The organism is Muribacter muris, from assembly GCF_004569585.1.
GTDB lineage: Bacteria > Pseudomonadota > Gammaproteobacteria > Enterobacterales > Pasteurellaceae > Muribacter > Muribacter muris.
In genome coordinates this window covers 30,467-54,944 of the sequence record NZ_SPPA01000006.1, presented here as the reverse complement: position 1 = coordinate 54,944, position 24,478 = coordinate 30,467, and the positions used below count along the sequence as shown (strand labels likewise).

The following is a 24,478-nucleotide window of genomic DNA, read 5'->3' as shown; positions in this document are numbered from 1 at the left end:
AATGGATAATAAAATTATTGTTGCATTAGATTATGAAACTGAGCGTGAAGCGCTTAATTTTGTGGATCAAGTCGATCCGTCTTTATGTCGTTTGAAAGTCGGCAAAGAAATGTTTACAACCTTAGGGACACATTTTGTCAAACAGTTGCAAGCACGCAACTTTGATGTTTTTTTGGATTTAAAATATCACGACATACCAAATACGGTGGCAAGAGCAGTACGTTCAGCTGCCAATTTAGGCGTTTGGATGGTGGACTTACACGCTTGCGGCGGATTAAGAATGATGGAAACCGCAAAACAAATTCTTGAACCATATGGCAAAGACGCCCCATTATTGATTGGCGTAACTGTATTAACCAGTATGGAAGATCTCGATTTATTACAGATTGGTATTAACGCCTCACCGATGGAGCAAGTTATCCGACTAGCTCATTTATGCCAACGTGCCGGTTTAGACGGTGTTGTGTGTTCCCCTCAAGAAGTTGAAGTATTACGCACGCACTGTGGCAAAGATTTTAAACTGGTAACACCGGGGATTCGCCCAGAAGGCAGCGATTTTGGCGATCAACGCCGTGTAATGACACCAAAACAAGCCATCGAAACAGGCTCTGATTACCTTGTTATCGGTCGACCGATCACACAAGCACAAGATCCATTGTCAGTTTTAACCGCTATCAACCAATCCATTGCTTAACAAGCGGTCAGTTTAAACAGGAATTTTGTAAATGACCTTAGTTTATTCAACGGAAATCGGCAGAATAAAAAGCGAAGCACCAAAAGCAGAACGACCTAAAGGTGATGGCATTGTACGAATTCAACGCCAAACCAGCGGCCGTAAAGGCAAAGGTGTTTGCATTATCACCGGATTGAATTTAGATGATAAAGGGATAATGTCCCTTGCTTCCGAGCTTAAACGCCGTAGCGGCTGCGGTGGCTCGGTTAAAGACGGCATCATTGAAATTCAAGGTGATAACCGTGATCAATTAAAGCAGATGCTTGAACAAAAAGGCTTTAAAGTCAAATTAGCCGGAGGCTAAAATCCATTATAAATTTCGCATAATGTATATTATGTTAAATAAAAAAACGATAAGATCAGCCGCTTTCGTATGATTATCCTCCGTTTAGGAATTTATTTTCTAAGCCGAAAAGCGTATCATAGCAGGCTAAACATATTGTAAAAAAATGTGTTACTTTTTATTCCAATAACAACTGTATAGGTGTTTCGACAATGTCAAAAAATATTCTTATCCTTAACTGTGGTAGCTCCTCTTTAAAATTTGCTATCCTTGATCCTATCTCGGGCGATGAAAAATTATCGGGTCTAGCAGAAAATTTTAACCTTGAAGATGCTCGGATTAAATGGAAATTAAACGGTGAGAAAGGTGCGGCTGATTTAGGCGCAGGTGCGGCGCATAGCGAAGCACTAAATTACATCGTATCGCACATTTTAAGTGCTGAATTAAAAGACAGTATCGGTGCTATCGGTCATCGTATCGTTCACGGCGGTGAGAAATATACCTCATCTATCGTGATTAATGATGATGTTATTGCAGGCATTAAAGAAGCGGCAGCCTATGCCCCACTCCACAATCCGGCACATTTGATCGGGATTGAAGAAGCATTCAAAGCTTTCCCTGAATTAAAAGCGAAAAATGTTGCGGTATTTGATACAGCATTCCACCAAACAATGCCGGAACACGCTTATCTCTATGCGCTGCCTTATTCACTCTATAAAGAACACGGCGTTCGCCGTTACGGCTTCCACGGTACAAGCCATTATTATGTCAGCCGTGAAGCAGCAAAAACGGTCGGTATTGCGCCTGAGAAAGCGAATATTATTACCTGCCATCTCGGTAACGGGGCGTCTATCGCCGCTATCCGTAACGGTGAATGTATTGATACCTCAATGGGCTTTACACCGCTTGAAGGCTTAGTAATGGGGACACGTTCCGGTGATTTAGATCCGGCAATCATTTTCTTTATGCACAATACCCTTGGTATGTCTGTAAAAGAGATCGAAGACACATTAGTGAAAAAATCCGGTTTATTAGGTTTAACGGAAGTTACCAGCGACTGTCGCTATGCTGAAGACAATTATGCAGAAAAACCGGAAGCCAAACGTGCAATGGATGTATTCTGCTACCGTTTAGCAAAATATATCGGTTCATATATGGCGGTAATCGGCGATCATTTAGATGCGATTGTCTTTACCGGCGGTATCGGTGAAAACGCAGGGCCGGTGCGTGAATTAACCTTAAAACACTTAAAATTATTTGGCGTTAAAGTGGATAGCGAGAAAAACCTTGCGGCACGTTTCGGTAAATCGGGCGAAATCACGGCTGACGATTCCGCATTCCGTGCATTTGTGATCCCAACAAATGAAGAACTTGTCATCGCACAAGATACAGCACGCTTAGCGTTATAATCTCAAGCCTGCCCTTTGCGGCAGGTTTTATTTTGGAATTAACAAGCGGTTGATAAATGACGTTTTTTTTGCAAAGAATGAACCATAACTCCCCGCTTGTTATACAACACTGGAAACGAAAAATGTCTAGAACAATCATTTTAATCCCTATCAGCACCGGCGTTGGTTTGAGCAGTATCAGCCTCGGTCTCGTTCACTCTTTAGAACAAAAAGGAATGAAGGTCGGGTTCTTAAAACCGATTTCTCAACCGGTGAGTGGCGAAGATGTCTTAGACCGCTCCACTACCATTATCCGCACCTCAAAAACCACCGAAGTCGGCGAACCGTTTATGTTAAGTGCCGCCGAAACGTTAATCGGTCAAAACCAAACGGATGTATTACTTGAAAAAGTGGTTGAGCGTCATCAACGTCTGGCAAAAAATAGCGAAATTGTGGTGGTGGAAGGTCTAGTTCCGAACCGCAAACACGCCTATGCTAATAAAGTGAACTATGAGATCGCACAAGCATTAGATGCGGAAATTATCTTAGTTGCTGCACCGTCTGCGGACTCCCCTGCCCGATTGAAAGAACGTATCGATGCCGCTGCCGCCCAATTTGGGGGGCGTCATAACCCGAATTTATTGGGTGTTGTGGTTAATAAATTTAATGCGCCGGTCGATGAATCCGGTCGTACCCGTCCGGATCTCACCGAAATTTTCGACTCTTTCCAACACAGTGCCAATAATGTGTCAGAGTTAGAGCGTTTATTCAAAGACAGCCCGATTAAACTGTTAGCTTGCGTACAGTGGAAAGCCGATTTAATTGCGCCTCGCGCGATTGACTTAGTGAAACATTTAGGTGCTTCCATTATTAAAGAAGGCGAAGTTCACCAACGCCGTATCCGCAGTGTAACATTCTGCGCCAGAAGTTTGCCGAATATGGTTGAGCATTTTAAAGCCGGCAGCTTATTAGTGGCTTCAGCGGATCGCCCTGATGTCATTGTTGCCGTGGCACTTTCTGCAATGAACGGTGTTGAATTAGGCGCATTACTCTTAACCGGCGGTTATAAAATTGACGGACAAATTGCTAAATTGTGTGAACAAGCCTTTGAAACCGGCTTACCGATTTTCCGTGTAGAAGGCACAACTTGGCAAACCGCCTTGAATTTACAAAGTTTCAGCCTTGAAGTACCGGTTGATGATAAAGAGCGTATCGCAAAAATTCAGCAGTATGTTTCTGAACAATTTGATGTCGGCTTTATTGAAAGCATTTCAAAAGGTGCAGTGCGTGCTCGCCGCCTCTCCCCTGCTGCTTTCCGCTATCAATTAACCGAGTTAGCCCGCGAAGCGAAAAAACGCATTGTGTTACCGGAAGGTGATGAGCCAAGAACGATTAAAGCTGCGGCATTGTGTGCCGAGCGTGGCATTGCCGAGTGTATTTTATTGGCGAACCCGACTGATGTACAACGGGTTGCTGATGCACAGGGTGTTACATTAGGCAAAGGGATTACGGTAATCGACCCTGAACAAGTGCGTGAAAATTATGTTGATCGCCTTGTTGAATTACGTAAAAACAAAGGAATGACGGAAGCCGTTGCCCGTGAGCAATTATTGGATACGGTGGTTCTCGGCACAATGATGCTGGAGGCAAACGAAGTGGACGGCTTAGTCTCCGGTGCAGTGCATACAACGGCTAACACGATCCGCCCACCGATGCAGATTATCAAAACCGCACCGGGTAACTCGATTATTTCCTCCGTCTTCTTTATGCTACTACCGGATCAAGTATTGGTATACGGCGACTGTGCGGTAAACCCTGATCCAAATGCCGAGCAATTAGCGGAAATTGCTATTCAATCGGCCGAATCGGCGAAATCTTTCGGCATCGATCCTCGTGTGGCAATGATTTCCTACTCTACCGGCACATCGGGCAGCGGTGCCGATGTGGAGAAAGTCGCAGAAGCAACCCGTATTGCGAAAGAAAAACGCCCTGACTTAATTATTGACGGCCCATTACAATACGATGCAGCGATTATGGAAGATGTGGCTCGGTCTAAAGCACCGAACTCACCAGTTGCAGGTAAAGCGACCGTATTTGTTTTCCCTGATTTGAATACCGGTAATACCACCTATAAAGCGGTACAACGTTCTGCGGATTTAGTGTCTATCGGCCCAATGCTACAAGGTATGCGTAAACCGGTTAATGACCTCTCCCGTGGTGCATTAGTTGATGACATCGTTTACACCATTGCATTAACCGCAATTCAAGCGACCCAGTAATCACAAGCGGTCGGATTTTGCCTAAAAAGTGCAAAATCTAATGAAAATAAAAAGGCGATATTATTCATCGCCTTTTTTATTCTTTCGGTTAGCGAGATAACAGTGCAAAAATCCCTGACAATCTGACCGCTTGCTTCTACTCCCCTACCCCATTAGCGTTTTATTCGGCTCAAATGGGATTTCCCTCGCCAATTTGGGAACAAGATAGCCGGAGCTAATACGTTGTAACCTTTTGTAGATTTCAAAGGCTTGCGCATCATCAATATAAAAATGGCTTGCGCCTTCCACTTTATCCAATAAATGCAGATAATAGGGCAAAATACCATACTGAAATAGCTTGTCGCTCAAGGCTTTAAGGATTTCCGCATCATTATTTACCCCTTTGAGCAACACCGATTGGTTAAGTAACGTAACGCCCGCCTGTTTCAATTTTTGCATTTTATGCTGAAAAATATCATCAATTTCATTTGCGTGATTGATATGCGTAACCAATACGATATTGAGCCGAGAACTTGCCAATCGCTGACACAACGTGTCCGTAATCCGATTGGGAATCACGACCGGTAGGCGACTGTGAATGCGTAAGGTGCGGATATGCGGTAGCTGCTCTAAAGCAGTGATGACCCAATCTAATTCGTGATCTTTTGCCATTAGTGGATCACCACCGGAGAGGATCACTTCCTCCAATTCCGTATGAGCAGCAATATAATCAAGACTTTGCTGCCACGAGGCTTTCCCGCTTTTAACCACCTGATAAGGAAAATGGCGGCGAAAGCAGTAACGGCAGTTGATCGCGCAACTATTTTTAAGCATAAACAGCAAACGGTTATGATATTTATGCAAAATATTCGGTGCGGGCGACTGTTGCTCTGCTAGCGGATCTTGCACAAAACCTTCCGCCGCTAAAAATTCGTCTTGATGAGACATTGCCTGCAAAAAAAGCGGGTCGTTCCGTGCTTTTTTTTGCATTTTGGCGGCAAAAGGGCGTGGTACACGCAGTGCAAACAGTTTGCGTGCCTGTATATCTTGTTGAAACTCGTGGCTATCCAGTTCAAGATACGCCAACAATTCAAGTGGATCACGAAAGGCTTCGGCTAAATCAACCAGCCAATCTTCCCTTTGCGTCCGAATTGCAATACGCTCCACTGCCCTTTCCTTTCGTGATTATTGTGAAATCACACACGCTGCCGGTGCGTTTTGTCTATCCACCATCAATGTCGGCGCTAATTGCGGATTAGCCGTGCTGACTAAATATTGCACACCATTTAAGCAGTAACGTAAATAGCCGGGTGTTTTTTCGATTAAATTCGGATCATTTTGTGGATCGACCGCTTTAAAGCTCGGAATAGTCGGAGCAGCCGTTTGAACTTGCTGATTAAGCTGCGCCATCGGTTCAGCTTGTGCCGGTTGCTGTGCTTGTGCTTCGTTCGGTGCTAAGGCTTCGCTTAATAGATAACCTGCCGCTGCGCCGGTAACAAAATTGCCTAAACGGTTACTTTGCGCGGCTTGAGCCCCTGCATTTGGCATTGATGGCGTATTATTAAAGGTTGCATCATTTTGCTGTGTTTGCGGTTTAGTTTGAACTGCCGGCGTACTTTTTTTACCGCTCATACGCATACCGCCTTTTTTCGCTTCGACTACTGTTGAAACCGATAAGGCGAAAATCGCCCCGAGTGTGATTAATTTTTTCATTGCTTTTCCTTATGGTTGAAAAACGTAGATTATACCGTAAAAACAAAAAATAAAAGGAGGCTGATACAAAGAAAAATTTTTAAATTTTGAGTGATTTTGTGTATGATATACACCTTTCATTATCAGCCCGATGGGCGTTTTTATATTTGAGGATACAATGGCGAGTTACAGCACTAATGATTTCAAACCGGGTTTAAAATTTATTCAAGATGGCGAACCTTGCGTGATCGTTGAAAATGAATTTGTGAAACCGGGCAAAGGTCAGGCATTCACCCGCACCAAAATTCGTAAATTGATTTCAGGCAAAGTATTAGAAATCAACTTCAAATCCGGTACATCTGTTGAAGCGGCAGATGTTGTCGATTACAACTATACATACTCTTACAAAGACGAAGATTTCTGGTATTTTATGCACCCGGAAACATTTGAGCAGATTTCCGTTGATGCAAAAGCGCTGGGCGACAACGACAAATGGTTAGTTGATCAAGCCGAGTGTATCATCACCTTATGGAACGGTTCGGCGATTGCCGTAACACCACCAAACTTTGTGGAATTGGAAGTAACGGAAACTGACCCGGGATTAAAAGGCGATACGGCGGGTACAGGTGGAAAACCGGCTACATTAAGTACCGGTGCGGTCGTGCGTGTGCCACTTTTCGTTCAAATCGGTGAAGTTATTCGTGTCGATACCCGTTCCGGTGAATATGTTTCACGCGTGAAGTAATTAAAAAATCGGCAGATAAAATCCTCTCCTCAGATGAGAGGATTTTTTTTCGTTATTTCAAAACTTTATGATGAAAAAGCTGTCCGACTAAGGTAAAATCTTTCACACTTTTGAATTACAATATGCGAGGGCAAATTATGTCAGTTACTATTCTTGACCAGTTAGAAGAAAAAATTAAACAAGCCGTTGAAACCATTCAATTATTACAATTGGAAGTGGAAGAATTAAAAAGTAAAAACGATGCGGCACAGCAGGCAAACGATACATTACGCCAAGAACACGAGCAACTCAAAACGGAACATCAAAACTTCCAAGAGCGTTTACGTTCATTGTTAGGTCAAATCGACAACGTTTAATCTCACGGTTTATCCCCAAACGGCTAACTTGATTAGCCGTTTTTTATTTATCAACTATGGCAAAGCTCTATTTTTATTACTCATCAATGAATGCAGGTAAATCCACTACCCTGCTTCAATCTTCCTATAATTATCAAGAACGTGGTATGAATACGCTGGTTTATACGGCGGCGATTGATGATCGCTATGGGGTCGGTAAAGTGGCTTCCCGTATCGGCATTTCACAACAGGCAAATCTGTTTGATAAACAAAGCGATCTCTTTTCGGCAATCCGCACTGCACAGCAACAAAAAGCGTTACACTGTATCTTAATTGATGAAGCCCAATTCCTCACCAAAACGCAGGTTTATCAACTCACTGAAGTGGTCGATAAACTAAAAATTCCGGTGCTGTGTTATGGGTTACGTACCGATTTCCAAGCCGAACTGTTTGAAGGCAGCCGCTATTTGTTGGCGTGGGCAGATCAACTCGAGGAATTAAAAACCATCTGTTATTGTGGGCGCAAAGCTAACTTTGTGATCCGAATGAATGAACAGGGTGAAGCGATAAAAGACGGCGATCAAATCCAAATTGGTGGTAATGATCACTATTTATCGGTCTGCCGTGCGCACTACAAAGAAAAGCTGGGGTGTTAATTTAGGTTTACAAAAACGAAAATTCCCTTATCTTTAGCGTGTATTTCGAGTAAAATGCGATAAATTTTCACTGAAAAACCGATTCAAATCTGATTATTAGAGGCACATTATGTCAACATATTCTTCAATTTCAGAAATTCTTGCCGGCAAAATTGCCGTTGGGCAAGAGGTTTCTGTCCGTGGCTGGGTACGTACCCGCCGCGACTCCAAAGCAGGTTTATCCTTTTTAGCCGTTTATGACGGCTCGTGTTTCGACCCAATTCAAGCTATTGTCAATAACGATCTTAATAATTATCAAGATGAAGTATTACGCTTAACCGCAGGTTGCTCCGTTATCGTAACCGGCACTATCGTTGAATCGCCGGCACAGGGACAAGCGGTCGAATTACAAGCAAAAAATGTTGAAGTGGTCGGCTGGGTTGAAGATCCGGATACTTACCCAATGGCAGCAAAACGCCATTCAATCGAATATTTGCGTGAAGTGGCACATTTACGCCCTCGCACAAACCTGATTGGTGCAGTGGCTCGTGTACGCCATTGCCTAGCGCAAGCTATTCATCGCTTTTTCCACGAACAAGGATTTTACTGGGTCGCTACCCCACTGATTACCGCCTCGGATACCGAAGGTGCAGGTGAAATGTTCCGTGTTTCTACCCTTGATTTAGAAAATCTGCCTCGTGGTGAAAACGGCAAAGTGGATTTCAGCCAAGATTTCTTCGGCAAAGAAGCGTTTTTGACCGTATCCGGTCAATTAAATGGTGAAACTTACGCCTGTGCATTAAGCAAAATTTATACGTTCGGCCCGACTTTCCGTGCAGAAAATTCCAACACCACTCGCCATTTAGCCGAGTTTTGGATGGTTGAACCGGAAATTGCGTTCGCAACGTTAGCGGATAATGCAAAACTCGCCGAAGATATGCTCAAATATGTTTTCCGAGCGGTATTGGAAGAGCGCAAAGATGATATGGCGTTTTTTGCCAAACACGTTGATAGCAACGTCATTAACCGTTTGGAACAGTTTATTACTTCCGATTTCGCCCAAATCGACTATACCGATGCGATCGAGGTTTTATTAAAATCCGGTAAAACCTTTGAATTTCCTGTGGAATGGGGCATTGATCTCTCCTCCGAACACGAGCGTTATTTAGCGGAGGAATACTTCAAATCACCGGTGGTTGTGAAAAATTATCCGAAAGACATCAAAGCCTTCTATATGCGCTTAAATGATGACGGTAAAACCGTTGCCGCAATGGACGTACTTGCACCGGGTATCGGCGAAATTATCGGCGGTTCACAACGTGAAGAACGTTTAGAAGTCTTAGATCAACGAATGCAAGAAATGGGCTTAAATCCGGAAGATTACTGGTGGTATCGTGATTTACGCCGCTACGGCACAGTACCGCACGCCGGCTTCGGCTTAGGCTTTGAACGACTCATTGTCTATGTAACCGGCTTACAAAATATCCGCGAGGTCATTCCTTTCCCTCGTGCCCCAAGAAATGCGAATTTTTAACGCCCCTAACGGCTGGTACTTCCAGCCGTTTTCCTCACAATTATTATAGTAGCTTCTCTCTAAACACTTTCAGTGTAGAGGAAAACACTCTGGTCATTTATGAAATTCTGAAAGCAGGCGGTTTTACAACAGGCGGATTTAACTTTGATGCGAAAATTCGCTGCCAAAGCACCGATCCTTACGATCTCTTTCATTCCCATATCGGCGCAATCGATGTACTTGCCCTTTCGCTAAAGCGAGCAGCCCAAATGCTAGAAGATAAGGTACTCAGCAGTATCGTTGAACAGCGCTATGCGAGCTGGCAGAGTGAATTTGGACGTAAAATCCTAACTGGGGACAGCTCTTTAGAAGCGCTGACAAAATGGGTAGAAACACAAGACACCGAACCTAAGACGATCTCCGGGCAACAGGAATACCTTGAAAACATTGTCAATAGCTACATTTATCGTTAATTGACAAGCGGTGGGATTTTGCAAATTTCTTGCGAAAACGCACCGCTTTCTGACTTGAGGAAATACTATATGTATATTGGAATCGATCTGGGTACATCGGGAGTTAAAGCGGTTTTATTGGATGAAAATCAGACAATCATTACCACAGTAACACGTCCTCTCACTCTTTCTCGGCCTCAACCGCTGTGGTCGGAACAAAATCCGACAGATTGGTGGAATGCCACAGACCAAGCAATGAAAAGTCTTGCTGAACAACACGATTTAAGCGAGGTGAAAGCCATTGGTTTAACCGGACAAATGCACGGAGCAACATTGCTAGATAAGGACAATAACCTACTCTCACCGGCTATTTTATGGAATGACGGTCGGAGTTACGCAGAATGTCTAGAATTGGAACAGTTGGTAACCAATAGCCGAGCGATTACCGGCAATATAATGATGCCGGGCTTTACCGCCCCAAAACTCAAATGGTTCAACAAACATCAGCCTCAACGAGCAGCACAGATCGCCAAAGTCTTACTCCCCAAAGATTATTTACGATTACTGATGACAGGTGAATATGCTTCAGATATGTCAGACGCTTCAGGCACAATGTGGCTTGATGTCGGGAAACGTGCGTGGGATAAAACCCTGCTTGAGGCTTGCCATCTGGAACTAGATAATATGCCGCAACTATTTGAAGGAAACCAAATTACCGGATACTTGCGTAAAACTATTGCACAGCAATGGCGAATGAAGGAAGTGCCTGTTGTTGCGGGAGGAGGCGATAATGCCGCAGGCGCTATCGGTGTCGGTTTATGTCAAGCCGGACAAGGAATGCTTTCTCTCGGTACTTCCGGCGTTTATTTTGTTGTTACCGATACATTTACTGCAAATCCTCAAAAAGCCGTGCATAGTTTCTGCCACGCTTTACCAAATCGCTGGCATTTAATGTCAGTGATTTTAAGTGCGGCGTCCTCGGTTGATTGGATCAAAAATATTACCGGTATGCCCGATGTTCAGACTTTATTCCAGCATATCGAACATAATTCCCGCTCATCAGACGCTATTTTTCTCCCTTATCTATCAGGGGAAAGAACACCGCATAATGATCCCTATGCAAGCGGTCTGTTTTGGGGATTAACGCACAATGATAATCAAGCAACGTTAGCAGTAGCCGTCATTGAAGGGGTCAGTTTCGCATTAGCTGACGGTATTGATGTGCTACACGAAACAGGCGTAGCGGCGGAACACATTACACTGATTGGTGGCGGAGCTAAAAGCCGTTACTGGCGGCAACTACTGGCGGATATTACAGGAAAAACCTTTGAATACCGCACAGGTAGCGAGGTTGGTCCTGCCTTAGGTGCGGCAAAACTCGCACAAATGGCATTAAATCCCAACCAAAGCATTTCCCAATTTTGCCAACCGCAACCCTTGGAAGCCATTTATCAGCCTAATTTGCAACGATACGAACAGTATCAGATGAAGCGGGAAAAATTTAAAGCACTTTATCAACGGTTGAAAGGAATGTGATATTTGCCCTGAAACCCTACTGCTAGGGTTTCTTCATTTACATTCATAAAACCTGCACCAGCACTTTCGAGCGGCGTTGGTAGTTGTAATGCTCCCGTTTGGCTTGAGGTAGATCGGCGATGTCTGCCGGTTTAAAGCCTCGCTCTTGAAACCATTGGGTCGTGCGGGTGGTGAGGATAAAGAGCCTCTCTACCCCGAGCTTTTTGGCGCGTTTTTGGATTTCCGCCAATAAAATGTCGCCCCGTGCCGAATCTCGATAATCTGGATGTACAACCACACACGCCATCTCCGCCATTTTTTCTGCCGGATACGGGTTTAACGCGGCACAGGCAATCACGACACCGTCCCGTTCGATAATGGTGTAATGGTCGATTTCCATTTCTAATTGCTCACGGGAGCGTTTGACTAAAATGCCTTGCTGCTCAAACGGGCGAATCAATTCCAGTAGGCTTGGTATATCTTGAATTGTCGCTAGGCGGATAGTTTCCGATTCCTGCATTGAGAACTGTGTACCGATACCGTCCCGAGAAAACAGTTCTTGCAATAATGAGCCGTCCGCGAGATAGCTGATTAAATGCGCCCGTTTTACGCCCGCTTGGCACACATCAATCGCGGCTTGCAAGAAGCGGGCGGCTGATGAGTGGTACTGCCCCCGTTCAATCCGCTGATTAAGGTGATATTTTGCCGTTTGCGGCATTAAATCGGCGATTACATCGCCTTGTTCGTCTAAAATCCCCTGCGTTTCACAAAAACCGATCAATTTATCTGCCCGCAATTTTATCGCCACTTGGGTGGCAATGTCCTCAAAAGGAAGATTAAACATTTCACCTGTTACCGATGAGGCTACCGGCCCTAGTAGCACGATTGACTGTGTCGCAAGTTGCTGTTTGATGCTCTCAAGGTTGATCCGGCGGATCTTGCCGCTTAGCCCGTAATCAACTCCATCGACTACCCCAATCGGTTGGGCAAGCACCATATTGCCGCTGACAATGTTGATGACCGGCGCATTGGGGGAACGTAGCGAAAGCCTTGCCAATAAATCATAATGCACCTTACCGACCGCTTGTTTGACAATCTCAAGGGTTTCCGGTGAGGTAATGCGGATATTTTGATAGTAATCGGACGGAATTTGATGCACGGCGAGTAAATGTTCGATCTGCGGTCTTGCCCCAAATACGATCACCAATTTGATATTAAGACTGTGTAATAAGCTAATATCATTGATTATATTGATAAAATTCGGGCTTTCCATCACCTCGCCGTCTAGCATTATCACAAAGGTTTTCCCGCTGTGTAAATTGACGTAGGGCGTTGATTGTCGAAACCATTGGACTAATTCTGTATTACGCATAGGATTACCTTATTTGATTGTGTTTGCAAAAAATGCGGATAAACCACCCGCTTGTTATGTTTATCTCATAAAAAAATCTGCTTCTGATCACTCAAAAGCAGATTTCATACTAACCCAAGCTGAAATTTTCGCAAGTAAAACTAATCTACGCTTTGCAAAATGCGATCGGCAAATTTGCCGATACTGATCGCAAAATTGTTGGATTTATTCCAATCTAAAATCGTGCGGAAATTGTTGGAGACTAAGAAAGCTCTGCCCGCCTCTTTATCCGGTCGCACCAGCCATAATTTTGTTTGGGAGAGCGCTTTCATCTTTGCCAATTCCTGCCCGTTAGGGTAAGCCACATAAATTCCCCACGCCTGCCATTCGGCAAGGCGTTTTGCTTTATTGACTTCAATGCCGGACAACGTCATATCAATCGGTTGAGACAATTTCACCTCAATGCCCCACGGGAGCGTTTTGTCCCAGCCGACAGAAGAAAGGTAATTGGCAATGGAGGCAAACGCATCGCTATGGTTCTGCCAAATATCTTTTTTGCCGTCATTATCCCCGTCCGCCGCATATTTTAGGTACGAGGTCGGCATAAATTGTGTTTGCCCCATTGCCCCTGCCCAAGAGCCTTTCATTTCACGGCGGGAAATTGTGCCGTTATCCAACATTTTGAACGCATTTACAAATTCTTGGCTGAACAGTGCTTCACGGCGACCGTCAAACGCCAATGTTGCTAATACAGAAAGCACATCAAAATTGCCTTGATAACGCCCGAAGCTGCTTTCCATTCCCCATAACGCCATAATGTACTCTTTTTGTACGCCGTATTGGCGGCTAGCGCTCTCTAACTGCGGTTGAACCTGCCACCATCGCTCAACCGCCGCATTCACTTTCGCTTGGGTCAAGACTTTATTCAAATACCGGGTAACGCCGTGCGGATTTGGCGGAGGCGGTGGAGTATTCGGATCTCGGCGTTTAGCGGCTTGCTCACGGTCAAGCTGTACCGCCCGTGGCACATAGGTAATATTAAAGTGCGAATTAAGCACTTTGTCGGACACCCCCGTCCCTGCCGCTTTTTGTTTCAAAAACTGCACATAATCGGAGAAATGATTTAAAGTGCGAGGCTTGTCATATTTAGCATCTAAAGCTAAATCCTGATAATGCTGGCTACAACCAGCCAACAAGCTCAAAAAAGAGAGCGAAATTAAATATTTTTTCATTGTGTTATATTATCGGCCGAACCGACCGCTTGTCCATAATTTACTAAACGGCTTGGGCGGATCACATTATCCTGCCGAATTTCAGCCACGCCCAGAAAAACATCGGCGGCAGAAAATAGGCGAACTTGCCCGAAAAGACCGTCCTGATTATCAAATTTTACCCGTTGCCCGAAGCTGATCGCCCGCCCCTGTGCTTCGGTCAGCAACAACTTCGGCAACCGGGCAACCGCGCTGTCTATGGCTAATAAATGACGATCAAGTACCGCAAGCGGTTGGTTTTCGCTGAGATTTTGCAACGCCTCAATCGTCATCATTTGTTCAATAGGGTAATCCGCCACGGCTAAACGGCGGAGTACGGTAACGTGTGCACCACAGCCCAATGCCTCGCCTAAATCGTCCACTAAGGTGCGGATATAAGTGCCTTTTGAGCAATGCACGTCCAAGGTTAAAAACGGAGCTTGGTAATCAATAAAAATTAGTTCAAAAATAGTGATCGGGCGGGCTTCCCGTTCAATCGTAATACCGGCTCTCGCATATTCATACAATGGTTTGCCGTTATGTTTCAATGCCGAAAACATTGTCGGCACTTGCAGAATATCGCCTCGAAATTGTGGCAGAGCCGCTAAAATATCAGCTAACGCAATATTGACGGGGCGGGTTTGTACCACTTGCCCCTCGGCATCGGAGGTATCCGTCCGCTCCCCCAATTTTGCCGTTACCCGATAACGCTTATCGGCGTCCAACAAAAACTGCGAGAATTTGGTCGCCTCGCCTAAGCAGATCGGCAACATTCCCGTCGCAAGCGGATCTAACGCCCCCGTATGACCGGCTTTATTGGCTTGAAACAGGCGTTTGACCTTTTGCATAATCTCGTTGGAACTGACCCCTTGCGGTTTATCCAACAAAAAAACGCCGTGAATATCACGCCCTTTTTTGCGAGGTCTACCCATTATTCGTCCTCAATATGACGGGCAGCATCTTGACGCACCACGTTCGTCACCAAGTTAGACATTCGCATACCTTCCACTAACGATTGGTCGTACACAAAACGCAATTCCGGCACAATCCGCAACCGCATTGCTTTGCCGACCAAGGTACGAATATAACCGGCAGCTTTGTTCAAACCCTCTAATCCCCGCTCAACCGCCTGCTCATCGTTATCAAATAAAAACGTAACGAACACTTTGGCGTAGGCTAAATCACGGCTGATTTCAACATCGGATACCGTTACCATTCCAATCCGTGGATCTTTGACCTCACGCTGTAAAATCACTGCAATTTCTTTTTGTAACTCTTGTGCCACACGATCGGCACGGCTAAATTCTCTCGCCATTTTCGTTTCCTATATGCTAATTTTATTGTGGATTATACAAAATTTCCTGCCGAAAGGCGAACAAGCGGTCGGTTTAGACGGATTTTTTGCCATTATTTCGACAGGTTAGAGCATTGAAATCGGCAATGCCAGCAAATCTTCCGCCAACCACAGTTTTTGCGGATATTGATTGATAATCACGCCCGTGCCGAGCTGAATATCCGTATCTTGCAAATTGGCTTTCAAAATGCCAAAGGCTTTTGCCATTTTTTTATCGGGACTGGCGGTAACCTTAATTTCTATCGGGTATAGCGTACGCTGATGTTCAATCAAAAGATCGATTTCTTTTTGGTTGGTATCCCGATAAAAATAGATCGGCGGTTCAATCCCGTTATTATAAAAGGATTTAATAATTTCACTCACGACAAATGTTTCAAAAAACTGCCCGTTTTTAGCCCCTTGTTGAATAGTTTCGGGCGTGAGCCATTTCGTCAGCCACGCCATCAACCCTGTATCCAACATATATATTTTGGGCGTTTTAATCGCTCGTTTTAAGTGATTATTACTGTAAGGTTTAAGTAAATATATGATGCCGGAGGTTTCTAAAATAGTTGTCCAACGTTTAATCGTATCGACCGACACGCCAACTTCTTGTGCCACGTTGCTGTAATTAAGTAATTCACCGCTGTGAGCAGCGATAGCTACCATAAAGCGAGTGAAATCAGTGATGCTGCTGATATTGGCTAACGATCGCACATCTCGTTCAATATAAGTGGAAACGTAGGACGCATAGTAAATCTCCCAATTCGTTGCCTGTTCATACAATCGAGGCATATAGCCCTGATGAATAATTTTCCACAGGTTTTCAATCGGTTTCAGAACTTTTTCTCTGGCAGAAATATAGTCTGATGTCGGCACGAATGGCAGATAGAAATCTAATTGGTGAATTTCCCGCAGCGAAAAACCCTGTAATTTCAGTACTGCAATCCGCCCAGCTAAACTTTCCGCTACATTTTGCATCAATTCAAAGGCTTGCGAACCGGAAAGCAAAAACAAACCTGAGGTTTTCTGCCTATCAATCGCTAATTTCAGGCTGGAAAACAACTCGGGCACATACTGAACTTCGTCTAAAATTAACTTGCCGCTATGATTAAGCATAAACAGAGAAGGATCATTTTTCGCTTGATTGAGCAGCATAGGATCATCAAAGGTTACATATTGATAATCTTGCCCAATATGTTGTAACAATGTTGATTTCCCCACTTGACGAGGACCAGTTACTAAAACAGCGGGGAATTGTTTAATTAAGGTGTCCAACAACACCGACATTTGTCTCGGATAAAAGATCATAAAATTCAGTTTAATTTAAGATATTATCGTAAATTAAACTCTAAAAAAGTGAAAAAGTAAAGAAAAAGCTAGTTTAATTTAAGATTTTATCGTAAATCAAACTAACTTTTAGTGATTTTTAAGGAACTGCACTAGCCGTTTCATTTATGGACGTAAGCATTGGGTTCCTACATATTGGAGATTATTTATTGTACAACTAATATACAACAACCTAATGGTCGCAATAGGTCGTAATAAAGTATTTTCTCTATTCCATAATCAATAAGGCACTTTTGAGCTCGGCAATCTTATCCCTCACCGCTGCCGCTTTTTCAAACTCAAGGTTTTGGGCAAATTCTCGCATTTGCTGTTCGAGGGTTTTGAGTTCTTTTTCAAGCGCTTTGCGGGATTTCGGTTTGCTGTCATTTGCAAAATTATCGCTGTTTTTGACCGCTTGTTTACTGCGTTTCGGCTTATCCGTTTGCCCGATATCCAGCAACTCGCCCACTTTTTTGTTGAGTGCTTGCGGAGTAATACCCTGTTCTGCGTTATATTTTTGTTGTTTTTCTCGGCGGCGTTCGGTTTCTTGGATCGCTTTTTGCATTGAATTGGTGATGCGATCGGCATAGAGTATCGCTTTGCCGTTCAGGTTACGCGCCGCCCGCCCGATAGTTTGGATTAGCGAGCGTTCCGAACGTAAAAAGCCCTCTTTATCGGCATCTAAAATCGCGACAAGGGACACTTCCGGCATATCCAGCCCTTCCCGCAATAAGTTGATCCCGACCAATACATCAAACATTCCCATTCGTAAATCGTGGATAATTTCGACCCGTTCGACTGTGTCAATATCGCTGTGCAGATAACGCACTCGCACGCCGTGTTCGTCCAAATAATCGGTCAGATCTTCCGCCATTTTTTTGGTAAGTGTCGTTACCAGTACCCGCTCGTCCACGGCGACCCGTTTATGAATTTCTGACAGTAAATCATCGACTTGGGTGGCTACCGGTCGCACTTCTAAAATCGGATCGAGCAAACCGGTCGGACGTACCACCTGATCGACTACTTCGGGATTTTTTTCCAACTCATAAGCACCCGGTGTGGCGGACACATAAATTGTTTGCGGAGAAAGACGTTCAAACTCTTCAAAGCGTAGCGGGCGGTTATCCAACGCAGACGGCAGGCGGAAACCGTATTGCACCAGCGTTTCTTTTCTGGCTCGGTCGCCCCGATACATTCCGCCGATTTGCGGCACGGTAACGTGGGATTCGTCAATAATCAGCAAACCATCACTCGGCATATAATCAAACAAGGTCGGGGGAGGATCGCCCGCTTTTCGCCCCGATAAATAGCGGGAGTAGTTTTCAATGCCGGAGCAATAACCGAGTTCATTCATCATTTCAATATCAAATTGCGTACGCTGTGCAATACGTTGTTCCTCAAGCAATTTATTTTCTTGAATGAAGTAATGGCGGCGTTCGGCAAGCTCGGTTTTGATCTGCTCGATCGCCTCTAAAATTCGCTCCCGTGGGGTAACATAGTGGGTTTTCGGGTAAATGGTGTAGCGTGGCACTTTGCCTAAGCTATGCCCTGTGAGCGGGTCGAACAATGAGAGATTTTCAATTTCGTCATCAAAAAGTTCCACCCGTAACGCCACTTCGTCCGATTCGGCGGGGAATATATCGATCACCTCGCCTCGTACTCGGAACGTTGAACGCTGAAAGGCTTGGTCGTTACGGGTATATTGCAACTCCGCCAAACGAGCCAAAATCGTGCGTTGGTCAATCATTGCTCCCACTTGCAAATGCAGCATCATTTGCATATAGGCATCAACATCTCCCAAACCGTAAATCGCTGAGACGGACGCTACAACAATCGTATCTCGCCGCTCAAGAAAAGATTTGGTCGCCGAAAGTCGCATTTGTTCGATTTGTTCGTTAATGGAGGCATCTTTCTCAATGAAAGTATCGCTACTCGGCACATAGGCTTCCGGCTGATAATAGTCATAGTAAGAGACGAAATACTCCACCGCATTTTCAGGGAAAAAGGCTTTCATTTCCGCATAAAGCTGGGCGGCAAGGGTTTTATTCGGCGCAAGCAACATCGCCGGACGGTTAAGCGTGGCAATCACATTGGCTATGGTGAAGGTTTTGCCCGACCCCGTTACGCCCAACAGCGTTTGGTGGGCCAACCCGTCATTCAATCCTTCGACTAATTTAGCAATTGCTGTCGGCTGATCGCCCGATGGCTTAAAGGGAGAATGTAAAATAAAAGGCTTACCTTGCTTGCTCATAAAAACTCCTTTGCAAAATGGGCTGCTATTCTAGCATAGGCAAGCGGTCGGTTCGGTAGGATTTTTTACACACATCGAAATCTCTGCGATTACCTGCATAGATGATCAATAAGTTATTGATGTATGTAGTGTTTAAAACTACAATGCTATTCGTGTATTAAGATGACTTAGCCTATGATACTGTCATTCAAACATAAGGGACTGGAAAAATTCTATAAAACGGGTTCAACTGCCGGCATTATTGTTGCACATTCTGCTAAACTTAAATGGATTTTGGCACGTTTAAATAGTAGTAAAACTGCCCAAGATATGAACATTCCCGATTGGAACTTACACCCGTTAAGCGGCAATCTTGTTAATCATTGGAGTGTAAAAGTGAACGGGAATTGGCGTATAACCTTTAAGTTAGAGAACGGGCACGCAGAGATTGTTGACTATCAAGATTATCATTAGGAGTTTTTATGCAAATGTATAACCCGCCACATCCGGCAGAAATTATTCGAGATGATATTTTACCTGCGTTGGGTTTAACCGTTACTCAAGCCGCCAAACAGCTAGGCGTTAATCGTGTAACGCTTTCCCGCCTTATAAACGGTAAATCCGCTATTAGTGCCGATATGGCGTTACGTTTGCACGCTTGGCTGGGAGAAAACAGTCCAAGCCCTGAAAGTTGGCTACATCAACAAGCTGACTATGATTTATGGCAGGCATCACAAAAAGCTCGCTTTTCCGTATCACCTGTCTTTGCATCATAATTGGCAGATTAACTAGAAAAATAGGCACTCAATGTGCCTATTTGTTGATGATTAAGGTTGGTTGTTCGGCTGTGGCTCGTGGTTTTGTTCAACAGGGTTGAGTGTCGGTTCAATCCGTGGTTTTGGCGGTTCGCTCTCTGTCTTTTTTGCTGATTTTGAACAACGCACCACAACGGCGAAAAAGAATAGCCCGAAAAATAAATCACCCACGCCGTAAAATTGGAAAAAGGTCGCCAGTTGCGGTTTACTGCTTGCCAGTTCCTGAATTACCGCGCTGTTTTCCAGATACCACAATCCCCAAGTTACCGCATAGACCATTTTTTCGATGAAGAAAACGAAAATCAACTTCGGCACTTTATAAAATGAAAAGGACACCGCTAAATACGCTAGCCCCCATAACACAATATTCGCTTGCCCAAGCCAAGAAAAGACAACAGGGTCAATCGTGGCAATGGTTTGGTCAAAGAAAAATTGGGTCGGATAGAGAATGCCGATCAGGTTGTATAACCCTGCCAGTATAAAAAAGAAAGCGATGACGTTATCAAAAAAAGGGGCGTTTTTTCATACTAAATTTCCTTAAAACAGAAAAGGTAGGTATTCTAGCATTTCATTTCAGCTTGGGCTATGCGGTATTTTAGCAAAAAACGGCAGTAAACCCACTGCTTGTAAAATGAAAATCCCCCTTTCTAGAGGGGGATTGGCTGTGATTAGGCTTTTCTTTGCGCCTTGACAGCGGCAAAGGCAACCATATTGATAATGCGGCGAACGGAAGAAACCGGATTGAGAATATGTGCCGATTTTTTCATTCCCATTAAAATCGGGCCGACCGTAATTGCCGTGGTGGTCGCACGCAATAAGTTATAGCTGATCCGCGCCGCTTCCATATTCGGCATTACCAATAAATTGGCTGAACCTTTCAGCGGGCTGTCCGGCATATAATCACGGCGAAGTTTTTCCGATAATGCCAAATCGCCGTGCATTTCACCGTCAATCATTAAATACGGATCACGTTGCTGCACCAATTCTAACACTTGACGCATTTTCGGCGCACCTAACGCATTTGAACCGCCATAGTTGGAGTGTGAAAGCAACGCTACCGCCGGCTCAATGCCGAAGCGTTTCATCTCTTCCGCCGCCATTAAGGTAATTTCCGCCAGCTCTTCAGCGCTTGGATCGGCGTTCACATAGGTATCTGTCATAAACACATTGCCCATTGGTAAAACCAAACTGTTCAATGCCGCCGGCACTTTTACCTCTTCTCTCACGCCGATAATATCTTTAATCGCTTCTAAATGGCGGCTATAAGTGCCGAACAGCCCGCAGACCAAGCCGTCCGCATAGCCCATTTCCACTAACAGGGCGGCAATCACTGTTGTATTTGAAATGGCAACCCGTTTGGCAATTGCTTCACTGATACCTTTACGTTTCATCAGATCGTAATAACGTTTCCATAAGGTTTCATAATGCGGATTTTGTTCGTTATCCACCACTTCAATATCTTGCCCTAGGGTTAAATGTAGCCCCAATTTTTTAATTTTGGCTTCAATAATTGCGGTTCTGCCGACCAAAATCGGCGCAGCCAGCCCCATTGAAACAATTTCTTGGGTGGCGTGTAAGACTTTATCCTCTTCCCCTTCCGCCAATACGATCCGTTTTTTATCCGCTTTCGCTTGGGTGAAGATCGGCTTCATAAACAGGTTACTTTTATACACAAATTGGGTGAGTTTTTCGTGGTAGGCTTCCCAATCGGTGATTGGGCGGGTTGCCACCCCCGACTCCATTGCCGCTTTCGCAACCGCCGGTGCAATCCGCACAATTAAACGAGGGTCGAACGGGCGTGGAATGATGTAATCCGCCCCAAATGTGGTGCCTTCGCCGCCATAAGCGGAGGTAACCACATCGCTTTGTTCGGCAAGGGCGAGATCCGCAATGGCATAAACCGCCGCCCGTTTCATTTCTTCATTGATTGCCGTTGCACCCACATCTAATGCACCACGGAAAATAAACGGGAAGCACAAAACGTTGTTGACTTGGTTCGGGTAGTCGGAACGGCCGGTACACACAATCGCATCGGGACGTGCCGCTTTCGCTTCCGGCGGGGTGATTTCAGGGTTTGGGTTTGCCAACGCTAAAATAATCGGGTGTGCCGCCATTGTTCTCACCATATCCTGCGTTAATGCACCGGCAGCGGAACAGCCGAGGAAAATATCTGCATTCGGCATTGCATCGCCAAGGGTACGCCAGCCGTTATCCTCAATAGCGTATAGTTTTTTGGTGTCGTCCATTCGATCATCACGATCTTTGAAGATCACCCCTTTGGAATCGCACACCACAATATTTTCCCGTTTCATTCCAAGCGAAACCAATAAGTTCAAACAGGCAATGGAAGCCGCGCCCGCCCCTGATGCCACAAGGCGTACGTCTTCGATTTTTTTGCCGACAATACGCAGGGCATTGATAACCGCTGCCGCACTGATAATCGCCGTGCCGTGTTGATCATCGTGAAAGACCGGAATATTCATCCGCTCACGCAATTTTTGCTCAATATAAAAACACTCCGGCGCTTTAATATCTTCAAGGTTAATCCCGCCAAACGTCGGCTCTAAAGCGGCAATAATTTCTACCAATTTTTCCGGATCACGCTCATTGATTTCAATATCAAAGACATCAATGCCGGCGAATTTTTTAAACAATACGCCCTTCCCTTCCATTACCGGTTTACCGGCTAATGCGCCGATATTGCCTAATCCCAGCACAGCAGTACCGTTAGAAATCACCGCCACCAAATTACCTTTTGCGGTATATTTATAGGCTGCTGCCGGATCTTTTTCAATTTCTAAACAAGGTTCGGCAACCCCGGGGGAATAGGCAAGGGCAAGATCTCGTTGGGTAGTGAGTGATTTTGTCGGGGCAACTTCAATTTTCCCCGGAATCGGAAATTGGTGAAAATCAAGTGCGGCTTGGCGTAATTGCGCTTTATCGTCCATTGGAAAGTCCTTCTATATCGTGATGAGAAATAATTAATATCCCCTTTTGCAAGCGGTCAGATTGAGTGCAACCTTTGCAAAAGCGGTGATAACAAAATGGTGTCAATATTTTACTGTAAATGTTAAGAAAGATATGTGACATAGTTCTAAATTTTGATGAATATTTGATATGCCGAGCTTTTTCTAGGCAAATATCCCCCAGCCAATGCCACCGCAAACAGCAACAACCAACCAAGGCGGTAGTTTTTGCACGCTTAACATAAAGAATGCAACCAGTGTAAGTGCAAAATCCTGAGGGGCTTTAACCGTCGTTAGCCAGATTGGTTGATAAAGCACGGCAAGTAATAACCCGACGACTGCCGCATTTACCCCCAACAATGCCGCCTGTATTCTGATATTCTGACGTAATCGCTGCCAAAAAGGCAAGACACCGAATACTAGCAAAAACGAGGGAAGAAAAATCCCGAAAAGCGCAATCATACCGGCGAATGTGCCGTCAATGCTTGTACCGAGAAATGCCGCAAAGGTAAACAGCGGTCCCGGCACTGCCTGTGCCACGCTATATCCCGCTAAAAAAGTCTGGTGATCAATGACTCCTTTGGCAACCGTTTCAGCCTGTAATAACGGCAAAACAGTATGCCCGCCGCCAAACACTAACGATCCGCTGCGGAAAAAGAGGTCAAACTGCGTAAGATACGCATTAGGCAATAGGATTGACAGCAATGGTAAACCGATCAGTAAGATGAAAAATAAGATTAACCAACAAAAAGCGACTCGATTGCTATTAGCGGATACATTGCGGTGTTCCGTGTTTATATGCGGTTGAAAACAGCAAAAACCGATCACAGCAGCCACACTTATCGCCCCGATTTGCCCCAACACTGACGGTACAAACAGCGCACCACAGGCAGCAGCCAGCATAATCGCTATGCGTGATCTATCCGGACAGAGCTTTTTGCCCATTTCCCATACTGCCTGAGCCACAACAGCGACAGCAGCAAGTTTTAACCCCTGTAACATACCGATGGGCAATGTATTCCCATAGGCAATAATGCCCTGCGCTAAGCACATCAACATCACGGCAGAAGGTAGCGTAAAGCCCGCCCAAGCCGCTAATGCCCCCAAATAGCCGGCACGTGATAACCCTAATGCAATACCAACTTGGCTACTCGCCGGCCCGGGTAAAAATTGGCAAAGTGCAACTAAATCGGCATATTCCTGCTCTGCCAACCATTTTCGTCGCACAACAAATTCATTATGAAAGTAGCCTAAATGGGCAATCGGCCCACCAAACGAGGTGCAACCCAATTTTAAAAATATCCAGAAAATAGCTAAAGCCGAGTCCGCACGATCTAAATTTATCTCTTTATCTACCATTTTATTCCCTCATTTTCTGCATAATGGCGTTTTATTATACGATATAGGCTAACAAAAACGTGATATATTTCACAAAATCATAACATTTTAAAAATGATTTAATGTTTCAAAAAATATAAGAAAATATAGATTAAGTGCGATAGTTAGCCTTTTTTTACTTTATAAAAAACTAAAATTTTATGAAATGTTAGTTTATTTATCTAAATTTATCACAATTTAGGCTTGAAATAGTGCTAGACAAGCCCCTAAATTTTCTTCACAATCCAAAGCACTTTATCAATCCGTTTCTTTTGAGT

Annotated in this window: 22 protein-coding genes and 1 pseudogene; 12 read left to right on the top strand and 11 right to left on the bottom strand. The window is 44.6% G+C overall.

Annotation, left to right across the window (positions count from 1 at the left end; translation table 11 throughout):
* Position 1: 1 nt before the first annotated feature.
* The 4 genes from pyrF to pta all read left to right on the top strand — a co-directional run bounded on the left by pyrF (position 2) and on the right by pta (position 4,683).
* Positions 2–694 (top strand): orotidine-5'-phosphate decarboxylase, encoded by a 693-nt coding sequence (pyrF, locus tag E4T80_RS03915; RefSeq protein ID WP_135055137.1) that lies wholly within the window; start codon positions 2–4, stop codon positions 692–694.
* 31 nt (positions 695–725) lie between these two features.
* Entirely contained in the window at positions 726–1,037 is a 312-nt protein-coding gene (gene yciH, locus E4T80_RS03910; protein ID WP_047976558.1) for a stress response translation initiation inhibitor YciH, read from the top strand.
* A 191-nt stretch (positions 1,038–1,228) separates the two neighbouring features.
* Complete coding sequence (locus E4T80_RS03905; RefSeq protein WP_135055135.1) at positions 1,229–2,425, top strand: acetate kinase; 1,197 nt, start codon at positions 1,229–1,231, stop codon at positions 2,423–2,425.
* 122 nt (positions 2,426–2,547) lie between these two features.
* The gene (gene pta, locus E4T80_RS03900) at positions 2,548–4,683 is read left to right on the top strand and encodes a phosphate acetyltransferase (RefSeq protein ID WP_135055133.1); all 2,136 of its coding nucleotides are present in this window, start codon (positions 2,548–2,550) and stop codon (positions 4,681–4,683) included.
* Positions 4,684–4,827: 144 nt separating this feature from the next.
* Here the strand turns inward: pta and epmB are convergent, their stop codons facing one another.
* Positions 4,828–5,829 (bottom strand): EF-P beta-lysylation protein EpmB, encoded by a 1,002-nt coding sequence (epmB, locus tag E4T80_RS03895; RefSeq protein ID WP_135055131.1) that lies wholly within the window; start codon positions 5,827–5,829, stop codon positions 4,828–4,830.
* Between the two features lie 18 nt (positions 5,830–5,847).
* Positions 5,848–6,375 (bottom strand): hypothetical protein, encoded by a 528-nt coding sequence (locus E4T80_RS03890; RefSeq protein WP_135055129.1) that lies wholly within the window; start codon positions 6,373–6,375, stop codon positions 5,848–5,850.
* A gap of 157 nt (positions 6,376–6,532) precedes the next feature.
* Here E4T80_RS03890 and efp point away from each other — a divergent pair, with 157 nt between their 5' ends.
* From efp to xylB, 6 genes and pseudogenes are all read left to right on the top strand, one after another.
* Positions 6,533–7,099, top strand: a complete 567-nt coding sequence (gene efp / locus E4T80_RS03885) for an elongation factor P (protein ID WP_047976563.1) — start codon at positions 6,533–6,535, stop codon at positions 7,097–7,099.
* A 137-nt stretch (positions 7,100–7,236) separates the two neighbouring features.
* Complete coding sequence (gene zapB / locus E4T80_RS03880) at positions 7,237–7,455, top strand: cell division protein ZapB (RefSeq protein WP_047976564.1); 219 nt, start codon at positions 7,237–7,239, stop codon at positions 7,453–7,455.
* Positions 7,456–7,511: 56 nt separating this feature from the next.
* Positions 7,512–8,090 carry a thymidine kinase gene (locus E4T80_RS03875; RefSeq protein WP_135055127.1) on the top strand — a complete coding sequence of 193 codons (579 nt, stop codon included), beginning with the start codon at positions 7,512–7,514 and terminating at the stop codon, positions 8,088–8,090.
* Between the two features lie 109 nt (positions 8,091–8,199).
* Positions 8,200–9,603: an asparagine--tRNA ligase gene (gene asnS / locus E4T80_RS03870; RefSeq protein WP_047976566.1), complete on the top strand. Its 1,404-nt coding sequence runs from the start codon at positions 8,200–8,202 to the stop codon at positions 9,601–9,603.
* Positions 9,604–9,674: 71 nt separating this feature from the next.
* Positions 9,675–10,055 (top strand): annotated as a pseudogene (locus E4T80_RS03865) (xylose isomerase); the annotation flags it as partial.
* Between the two features lie 69 nt (positions 10,056–10,124).
* On the top strand, positions 10,125–11,570 hold the full coding sequence (xylB, locus tag E4T80_RS03860) for a xylulokinase (protein ID WP_135055125.1): 1,446 nt from the start codon (positions 10,125–10,127) through the stop codon (positions 11,568–11,570).
* Between the two features lie 43 nt (positions 11,571–11,613).
* Here the strand turns inward: xylB and argA are convergent, their stop codons facing one another.
* From argA to uvrB, 6 genes are all read right to left on the bottom strand, one after another.
* Entirely contained in the window at positions 11,614–12,921 is a 1,308-nt protein-coding gene (gene argA, locus E4T80_RS03855; RefSeq protein ID WP_135055123.1) for an amino-acid N-acetyltransferase, read from the bottom strand.
* 140 nt (positions 12,922–13,061) lie between these two features.
* Positions 13,062–14,132: a lytic murein transglycosylase gene (locus E4T80_RS03850; protein WP_135055121.1), complete on the bottom strand. Its 1,071-nt coding sequence runs from the start codon at positions 14,130–14,132 to the stop codon at positions 13,062–13,064.
* Entirely contained in the window at positions 14,129–15,082 is a 954-nt protein-coding gene (gene truB, locus E4T80_RS03845) for a tRNA pseudouridine(55) synthase TruB (RefSeq protein ID WP_135055119.1), read from the bottom strand. Before truB ends, E4T80_RS03850 begins: the two co-directional genes overlap by 4 nt.
* The gene (gene rbfA / locus E4T80_RS03840; protein ID WP_047976570.1) at positions 15,082–15,465 is read right to left on the bottom strand and encodes a 30S ribosome-binding factor RbfA; all 384 of its coding nucleotides are present in this window, start codon (positions 15,463–15,465) and stop codon (positions 15,082–15,084) included. The genes truB and rbfA overlap by 1 nt, the downstream gene beginning before the upstream one ends.
* A gap of 105 nt (positions 15,466–15,570) precedes the next feature.
* Positions 15,571–16,794 (bottom strand): ATP-binding protein, encoded by a 1,224-nt coding sequence (locus E4T80_RS03835; protein WP_135055117.1) that lies wholly within the window; start codon positions 16,792–16,794, stop codon positions 15,571–15,573.
* 247 nt (positions 16,795–17,041) lie between these two features.
* Complete coding sequence (gene uvrB, locus E4T80_RS03830; protein ID WP_135055115.1) at positions 17,042–19,063, bottom strand: excinuclease ABC subunit UvrB; 2,022 nt, start codon at positions 19,061–19,063, stop codon at positions 17,042–17,044.
* 174 nt (positions 19,064–19,237) lie between these two features.
* Between uvrB and E4T80_RS03825 the strand changes: the two genes are divergently transcribed.
* The gene (locus tag E4T80_RS03825) at positions 19,238–19,516 is read left to right on the top strand and encodes a type II toxin-antitoxin system RelE/ParE family toxin (RefSeq protein WP_135055113.1); all 279 of its coding nucleotides are present in this window, start codon (positions 19,238–19,240) and stop codon (positions 19,514–19,516) included.
* Between the two features lie 8 nt (positions 19,517–19,524).
* Positions 19,525–19,818, top strand: a complete 294-nt coding sequence (locus E4T80_RS03820; RefSeq protein ID WP_047976574.1) for a HigA family addiction module antitoxin — start codon at positions 19,525–19,527, stop codon at positions 19,816–19,818.
* 51 nt (positions 19,819–19,869) lie between these two features.
* On the opposite strand, the gene E4T80_RS13095 is transcribed toward E4T80_RS03820, so the two are convergent.
* From E4T80_RS13095 to chrA, 3 genes are all read right to left on the bottom strand, one after another.
* Complete coding sequence (locus E4T80_RS13095) at positions 19,870–20,172, bottom strand: hypothetical protein (protein WP_228064883.1); 303 nt, start codon at positions 20,170–20,172, stop codon at positions 19,870–19,872.
* Positions 20,173–20,525: 353 nt separating this feature from the next.
* On the bottom strand, positions 20,526–22,805 hold the full coding sequence (locus tag E4T80_RS03810) for an NADP-dependent malic enzyme (protein ID WP_135055111.1): 2,280 nt from the start codon (positions 22,803–22,805) through the stop codon (positions 20,526–20,528).
* 183 nt (positions 22,806–22,988) lie between these two features.
* A complete protein-coding gene (chrA, locus tag E4T80_RS03805; protein WP_135055109.1) occupies positions 22,989–24,182 on the bottom strand; it encodes a chromate efflux transporter in 1,194 nt (397 codons plus the stop codon).
* Positions 24,183–24,478: the final 296 nt, after the last annotated feature.